The following is a 7,031-nucleotide window of genomic DNA, read 5'->3' on the forward strand; positions in this document are numbered from 1 at the left end:
CGGGGTTCAGCGGTTCTGGCCGTCCCAGTCGCGCAGCGGCTTCACGCCGCGCGCGCGCAACTCGTCGAAGTAGGCCTTGAGCACGGCCTTGCCGTTGTCGCCGGTGGCCTGCAGCCAGGGCTGCACGATGTTGGGCAGGCCGTTGACCCACTTGGCCTTCTCGGCCGGTGGCAGATCGGCGATCTGCAGGCCGGCGGCCTTCATGGTCTCCAGCGCGGCGTTGGCGGTCTTGGTGACGTGCTGGCCGTGCGCCTTTGACGTGGCCTTGCCGGCCTGCGCGAAGGCGTCCTGCACGTCCTTGGGCAAGGCGTCGTGGAACTTCTTGTTCGCGGCCACGCTGCCGAAGTACATGGAACCCACGTCCACGCGCGTGAGGTGCTTGGCCACCTCGTACACGCGCGCCGGGCCGATGCCGCTGGCGAACGACAGCGCGCCCTGCGTCACGCCGGTCTGGATGTTGGTGTAGTAGGTGGTGAGCGCGCCATCCACCGGCGTGGCGCCGGTTTCGCGCAGCCAGTTGGCCGAGGTGCCGGGCGCGTTGATCTTCTTGTTCTGAAGATCGGCCATGGTGCGGATGGGGAAGTTGGCGTAGATGTCGTAGCTGTCGGTGATGAGCGAGGACAGTGGCACCATGTTCTGCGCGGCCCAGCTGTCGCGCAGCGCGGGCACGCTGGCGTTGAGCTTGTCGAAGATTTCGATCAGCAGCTCATGGTTGGTGGTGGCGAAGGGCGTGAAGTAGGTGACGTTCTGCAGCGGCATGGCGGAGTTCTCCCAGACCGTGCCGACCATGCCCACGTCCACGATGCCGTCGCGCACGGCGGTGCGCGTGTCGGTGAACTTGTAGAGCGTGCCGCCGTAGTTCTCGCGCCAGCGGATCTCGTACTTGCCGCCACCGGCCTTGAGGAGGCGGTCCACCTCGGGCTGGAACACCTCCTTCATGGCGTAGGCCCAGATGTTGGTGGTGGGGTGGCTGGAGCCGATGTTGACGGTGATGCGCTGCTGCGCGGCGGCGGGCAGTGTGGCCAGGGCCAGCGCGCTGGCCATGGCAAGAGTGGAAAGCTTCATCTGTCTTGTCTCCTTCTGTTGCTCTTGGGGTGGCGGCTCAACGAGCCGGGGTCTTCTTTTTCGCTGTCGTTTTCGCTGTCGGTCCGGGTGTGTCGTGGAGCAGTTCGCGGCTGCTGTGCAGGTAGCCGCGCACGCGATCGCGCACCAGGGCCTCGTCGCAGGTTTCGTGCACGGCCTCGCTGTGCACGTCCTGGCCATAGATCCAGCGGCGGATCGAGATGTAGTACATGCCGCCGTGCAGGCCCATGAGCAGTTCGAGTTCGCGCTCGCTGGGTTTGGCGCGGGACGTGGACCCGCGGAAGCGCCGCGTCTCGCGCACGAGGCGCGGGAACAGGCGCTCGCGCAGCATGGCGAAGAAGCGGTCGGAGATGGCGTGGTCCATCAGGCCCGAGAACATCAGGATGCGGACGAACTCGCGCGAGAGCGCGTTGTTCACGTAGTCCGCGTAGAAGGCGGTGAACTTGTCTTCGACCTCGATCGCCGGGTCGTCGAGCAGTTCGTCCCAACTGTCGCGCCAGCGGCCTTCGAATACGTCGAGGTACACGCGGTCGATGAGCGCCTGCTTGGTGGGGAAGTAGTGGTAGAGCAGGGCGTGCGTGACGCCGATGCTGCTGGCCAGGTCGCGCAGTTGCCCGCCGAAGCCGTTGGACGCGAAGAACTGGATGGCGCCATCGACGATCTGGCGCTCGCGCTCGGTCACGCTCAGGCGGCGGCGCGCGGGAGCACCCTCGGCGATGGGATCGCCGGATTTTTTGCTTCGCTCAGGGTTTTTCTGTATGCGCACGCTATTTACCGTACGGTCAATGAGACATAGCATTGTTGAACGGTTGGTAAACAAGCGCACCCGTGAAAACCCGGGGGCGGAGAAGGCAAATGGAACTCAACGGAGACATCCTTGTCGCGGCCCCTCGCGACAAGGTCTGGGCCGCGCTCAATGACCCGCAGGTACTGGCGCACTGCATTCCCGGCTGCGAAAGCATGGAAGCCACCAGCGACACCGAGCGCACCGCGCGCGTGGCGGTGAAGGTGGGGCCGGTGCGCGCGCGCTTCACGGGGCACCTGCGGCTGCAGGACGTGCGGCCCGGCGAGGGCTGCACGCTGCAGTTCGAAGGCTCGGGCGGTGCCGCCGGCATGGCCAAGGGGCAATCGAGCGTGTCCCTCAGCGACGAGAACGGTGGCACGCGCCTGCGCTACACGGCGCAGGCCTCGGTGGGTGGCAAGCTCGGTCAGGTGGGTGGCCGCATGATCGACGCGGCGGCCAAGCAGATGGCGGACCAGTTCTTCGAGGCCTTCCAGGCCGAGCTCGCGCCCACCGCGGCAGCTGAAACGGCGGCGCGGCCCGACGCGGCACCGACCGCCCCATCGGATCCGTCGGCGGTGTCGCCGACATCGGCACCTGCGGACGCGGCCACCGCCGTGCCGGCCCGCGCCACCCCACCCACGGCCATGGCGCGCCCCATGCCGGCCCACGCCTCGCCGGTGCATGGCGAAGGCGTGCGCGTCCTGTGGTTCGCGCTCGGCGCCCTGTCCACGGGCTTCGGTGTGTGGATCGCTTCCCTGTTGTCCGCGTGAGGAGGGCCGCTTGAAAGCCGCTGCATTCGACTACGTCAAGGCCGGCTCGATCGAGCAGGTCATCGATCTGCTGGGTCGCCACGGCGACGACGCGCGCGTACTGGCCGGCGGCCAGACGCTGATGGCCACGCTGAACATGCGCCTGTCCGAGCCCGCGCTGGTGATCGACATCACGGGCCTGGCCGCGCTGCGCGGCATCGAGCAACGCGGCGAACTGCTGCGCATCGGCGCGCTGGCCACGCACACGCAGATCGAACAGAGCCCGCTGGTGGCGCGGCATGCCCCGCTGCTCACCGAAGCCGCGCCCCACATCGCGCACCGCGCTATCCGCAACAGCGGCACCTGGGGCGGCTCCCTCGCCTACGCCGACCCGGCGGCCGAGTGGCCCGCCTGCCTGCTGGCGCTGGGCGGTACCGTCGTCGTGCAGGGGCCGCAGGGCGAGCGCCGCATCGGGGCCGACGATTTCTTCACCGGCCTCTACGCGACCGCGCTGCGGCCCGAGGAGATCATCACCGCCGGCGAGCTGCCCATCGCCACGGCGGACCAGTGGCAAGGCATGTCGCAACTGGCGCGCCGCCACGGCGACTACGCCATCGTCGGCCTCGCGGCCTCGGCGCAGCGCCAGGGCGGCGTGCTGCGCGCCCCGCGCCTGGCCTTCATGGGCGTGGGCACCACGCCCTGGCGTGCGCGCCGGGCCGAAGCCGTGCTCGAGGGCCAGCTCCCCGACGAAGCCACGCTGGCCCGCGCGGTGGCTGCGTTGCGCGAGGAGATCGACCCCTTGCCCGACCTCACCAACACCCCCGACACCAAGCGCCACCTGGCCGGCGTGTTGCTGCAGCGTCTGCTGGCCTCGGCCCGCACCTGAGCCCTGAGCCACACCCCCGACACGAGAGCCCTTTCATGCCAGACCTGTTCCCCCTCCATGTCACCGTCAACGGCCAGGCGCGCCGCTGCTCCGTCGAGCCGCGCACCCATCTGGTGGATTTCCTGCGCGAGGACGTCGGCCTCAAGGGCAGCCACCTCGGCTGCGAGCACGGTGTGTGCGGCGCCTGCACCGTCGAACTCAACGGCCAGATCGTGCGCGGCTGCCTCACCCTGGCCGTGCAGGCAGACGGCGGTGAAGTGAACACCATCGAAGGTCTGAGCCAGAGCGGCGCGATCCGCGACCTGCAGCAGGCCTTCGTCGCGCGCAACGCGCTGCAGTGCGGCTTCTGCACCTCGGGCATGCTGATGGCGGCGAAGGAGTTGGTGGAGACGCGCCCACAGGCCACGCGCGCCGAGGTGCGCGACTGGATCTCGGGCAACTACTGCCGCTGCACCGGCTACCACGCCATCGTCGACGCCATCTGCGACGTGCTGCGCCAGCGCCAGGAGGCCGCCCGATGAAACGCGACATCGTCAACCTCGAGCCCAGCGTCGAACGGCCCGCGCCGATCGCTCCCGTCACCGAAGACCAGCGCTACATCGGCGCGAGCGTGCCGCGCGGCGGCATCGAACGGCTCACCCAGGGCCTGGGCCAGTTCATCGACGACATCGAGCTGCCGCGCCTGGCGCACGTGGTGTTCTGGCGCAGCCCGGTGGCGCACATGCGCATCAAGGCCGTGCACGCCGACGCCGCGCGCGCGATGCCGGGCGTGCTGATGGTGGCCGATGGCCAGGACCTGGCCAAGGTCTGCAAGCCCTGGGTCGCGGTGCTCGGCCATCTCGCGGGCATGAAGTCGGCCCCGCAGCACGCGCTGGCGGTGGAGCGCGCCTGCTGGCAGGGCGAGCCCGTGGTGGCCGTGGTGGCCGAGACGCGCGCGCAGGCGGAAGATGCACTTCAGCACGTGGTGGTGGACTGGGAGGAATTGCCGCTGGCCACCGACATGGAGGCTGCGCTCGACGAAGGCACGCCGCCTATCCACGCCGAGCTGGGCGACAACCTGTGCTTCACGCGCCGCCTGGACGTGGGCGAAGTGGACCGCGTGTTCGCCGAGGCCGACGCGGTGGCCGAGGCGCGCTTCGAGTTCGGCCGCCACACCGGCGTGACGCTGGAGCCGCGCGGCCAGATCGCGCACTGGAACCCGGCCGAGCAGCGCCTCACCGTCTACCACTCCTGCCAGGCCCCGCACATGATGCAGGACCTGTACGGCCGCCAGTTCGACCTGCCCGCCAGTGCCATCCGTGTGGTCTGCAAGGACGTGGGCGGCTCCTTCGGCATCAAGGTGCACGCCTACCCGGACGACTTCGCGACCGTGGCGCTGTCCATGCTGCTGGGCCGACCGGTGAAGTTCGTGGCCGACCGGCTGGAGAGCTTCACCAGCGACATCCACGCGCGCCACCACGTGGTGAAGGCGCGCATCGCCGTCAACCAGGACGGCGAGATCCTCGGTTTCGACATGGACGACCTCACCGGCATCGGCCCGTACTCCATGTTCCCGCGCACCAGCGCGATCGAGGGCAACCAGGTCGTCAACCTGGTGGGCGGGCCCTACAAGCACCGGCACTACCGGGCCAAGCTGGACGTGGTGTTCCAGAACAAGACGCCGACCTGTCAGTACCGCGGCGTGGGCCACCCCATCGCCTGCGCCGTGACCGAGGCCCTGGTGGACCTGGCCGCGCAGAAGATCGGCATGGACCCGCTGGAAATCCGCGCCAGGAACGTGATCCCCGACGACGCCTACCCGGCCACCGGCGCCTCGGGCATCAAGCTGGAGGTGCTGTCGCACGAGGCCAGCCTGAAGCAGTTGCGCGAGCTGATGAACTACGACGCGCTGCGCGCCGAGCAGGCCGCGCTGCGCAAGCAGGGCGTGCACCGTGGCATCGGCTTCGCGGTGGTGATCGAGCTCACCAACCCGAGCGCGGCGTTCTACGGCGTGGGCGGTGCGCGCATCGCCTCGCAGGACGGCGCCACCGTGCGCCTGGACCCGGAAGGCGACATCACCGTGCTGGTGAGCGTGGGCGAGCAAGGGCAGGGCACCGAGGGCATCTACCGCCAGATCGCAGCCGACGCGGTGGGCGTGGACATTCACAAGGTCAAGGTCATCACCGGTGATACGGACGTGACGCCCTACGGCGGTGGCACCTGGGCCTCGCGCGGCGCGGGCATCGGCGGCGAGGCGGTGCTGCTGGCGGGCCAGGCCTTGCGCGAGAACATCCTCAAGGTGGCGGCGGCCATCCTCAAGCGCGACGGGGCCACGCTCGCGCTGCGCCGCGACCGGATCGTCGACGCCGGCAGCGGCGAAGAGCTGTTGCCGCTCAAGGAACTGGGTCGCATCGCCTACTACCGCTCCGACACACTGCCGCCCGACTTCACCCCCGAGCTCATGGTCACGCGCCACTACGCGCAGCGCGACTACCCGTTCATCTTCACCAACGGCGTGCAGGCCTCCTACGTGGAGGTGGACCCGGAGACCGGCTTCGTGAAGCTGCTCAAGCACTGGGCGGTGGAGGACTGCGGCCGCGTGCTCAACCCCATGCTGGTCGACGAGCAGATGCGCGGCGCCATCGTTCAGGGCATTGGCGGCGCGCTGTTCGAGGAGTGCCTGTACGACGACGCCGGCCTCATGCTCAACGCCAACATGGCCGACTACCTGGTGCCCATGTCGGCGGAGATGCCCGACATCGAGGTGGCGCACGTGATGACGCCCACGCGCAGCTCGAAGCTGGGCGCCAAGGGCGCGGGCGAGGCGGGCACCGCCGGCGCGCCGGCGGCGGTGATGAACGCGATCAACGACGCCATCGCGCCCTTCGGCGCGGTGGTGCACTCGCAGCCGATCACGCCGCAGAAACTGCTGCGGGCGCTGGGGAAGGTGGGCTGAGCGCCGCTGGGGCGCTCAATGGGACGCGGACGCTGGTGGCGTTTCGGTGTTCGACCAGCGCACCAGTTGTGCGCGCGCCTCGTCGCTGGCCTCGGTGAGCTGGCGCGCGAGGTGCAGGCCCACGAACCAGCGCTGCTCCGACAGCGCGGCGCTCGGCTCCAGGTCTTCCATCAGCGAGCGCAGCGCCAGCGCCGAGGCGTGCAGCGATTCGAGTTGGGCGGAGAGGTCTTGCAGCGTGTTCATGTGGCTCCCATCGGAAACAGTGCGCGAAGCACCATGTAGAGGCCCAGGGCGCTGATGGCGATCTGGAACCCACGTTTGAAGGCGGCCTCGCTGAGGCGCTGGCGGGCGAAGGCGCCCAGGCCCAGTCCCACCAGCGCGGGCAGCAGCATGCCGGCCGAGGCCGCCAGCGCGTCGGTGCGCACGCCACCGGCGCCCAGGCTGACCCACAGGCACACGGTGCAGACAGTGAAGGTCAGGCCCAGCGCGCCGATCAGCGTTTCCTTGTTCAGATTCAGCGATTGCAGGTAGGGCACGCTGGGCATGACGAACACGCCGCTGGCCACCGTGAGCGCGCCCGTGGCCAGGCCCATG

At 69.4% G+C, this 7,031-nt stretch carries 8 protein-coding genes; 4 read left to right on the forward strand and 4 right to left on the reverse strand.

The annotated features are described in order from the left end of the window. Positions 1 to 6: 6 nt before the first annotated feature. A complete protein-coding gene (locus VLG41_RS21045) occupies positions 7 to 1,065 on the reverse strand; it encodes a C4-dicarboxylate TRAP transporter substrate-binding protein (protein ID WP_325351339.1) in 1,059 nt (352 codons plus the stop codon). Positions 1,066 to 1,102: 37 nt separating this feature from the next. Next, positions 1,103 to 1,765 (reverse strand): TetR/AcrR family transcriptional regulator, encoded by a 663-nt coding sequence (locus tag VLG41_RS21050; RefSeq protein WP_325351340.1) that lies wholly within the window; start codon positions 1,763 to 1,765, stop codon positions 1,103 to 1,105. 173 nt (positions 1,766 to 1,938) lie between these two features. Here VLG41_RS21050 and VLG41_RS21055 point away from each other — a divergent pair, with 173 nt between their 5' ends. The 4 genes from VLG41_RS21055 to VLG41_RS21070 are packed head-to-tail and all read left to right on the forward strand — an operon-like array spanning position 1,939 to position 6,437. Next, a complete protein-coding gene (locus VLG41_RS21055; protein WP_325351341.1) occupies positions 1,939 to 2,637 on the forward strand; it encodes a CoxG family protein in 699 nt (232 codons plus the stop codon). A gap of 10 nt (positions 2,638 to 2,647) precedes the next feature. Beyond that, positions 2,648 to 3,502 (forward strand): xanthine dehydrogenase family protein subunit M, encoded by an 855-nt coding sequence (locus tag VLG41_RS21060; protein ID WP_325351342.1) that lies wholly within the window; start codon positions 2,648 to 2,650, stop codon positions 3,500 to 3,502. 35 nt (positions 3,503 to 3,537) lie between these two features. Then, the gene (locus VLG41_RS21065) at positions 3,538 to 4,023 is read left to right on the forward strand and encodes a (2Fe-2S)-binding protein (protein WP_325351343.1); all 486 of its coding nucleotides are present in this window, start codon (positions 3,538 to 3,540) and stop codon (positions 4,021 to 4,023) included. After that, entirely contained in the window at positions 4,020 to 6,437 is a 2,418-nt protein-coding gene (locus VLG41_RS21070) for a xanthine dehydrogenase family protein molybdopterin-binding subunit (RefSeq protein ID WP_325351344.1), read from the forward strand. Before VLG41_RS21065 ends, VLG41_RS21070 begins: the two co-directional genes overlap by 4 nt. Positions 6,438 to 6,452: 15 nt before the next feature. Here the strand turns inward: VLG41_RS21070 and VLG41_RS21075 are convergent, their stop codons facing one another. Then, positions 6,453 to 6,680, reverse strand: a complete 228-nt coding sequence (locus tag VLG41_RS21075; RefSeq protein ID WP_325351345.1) for a hypothetical protein — start codon at positions 6,678 to 6,680, stop codon at positions 6,453 to 6,455. Next, on the reverse strand, positions 6,677 to 7,031 hold a 355-nt coding region (locus VLG41_RS21080; RefSeq protein ID WP_325351346.1), incomplete at its 5' end, for a TSUP family transporter. The genes VLG41_RS21075 and VLG41_RS21080, both read right to left, overlap by 4 nt.

This window comes from Hydrogenophaga sp. (assembly GCF_035481345.1).
GTDB lineage: Bacteria > Pseudomonadota > Gammaproteobacteria > Burkholderiales > Burkholderiaceae_C > Hydrogenophaga.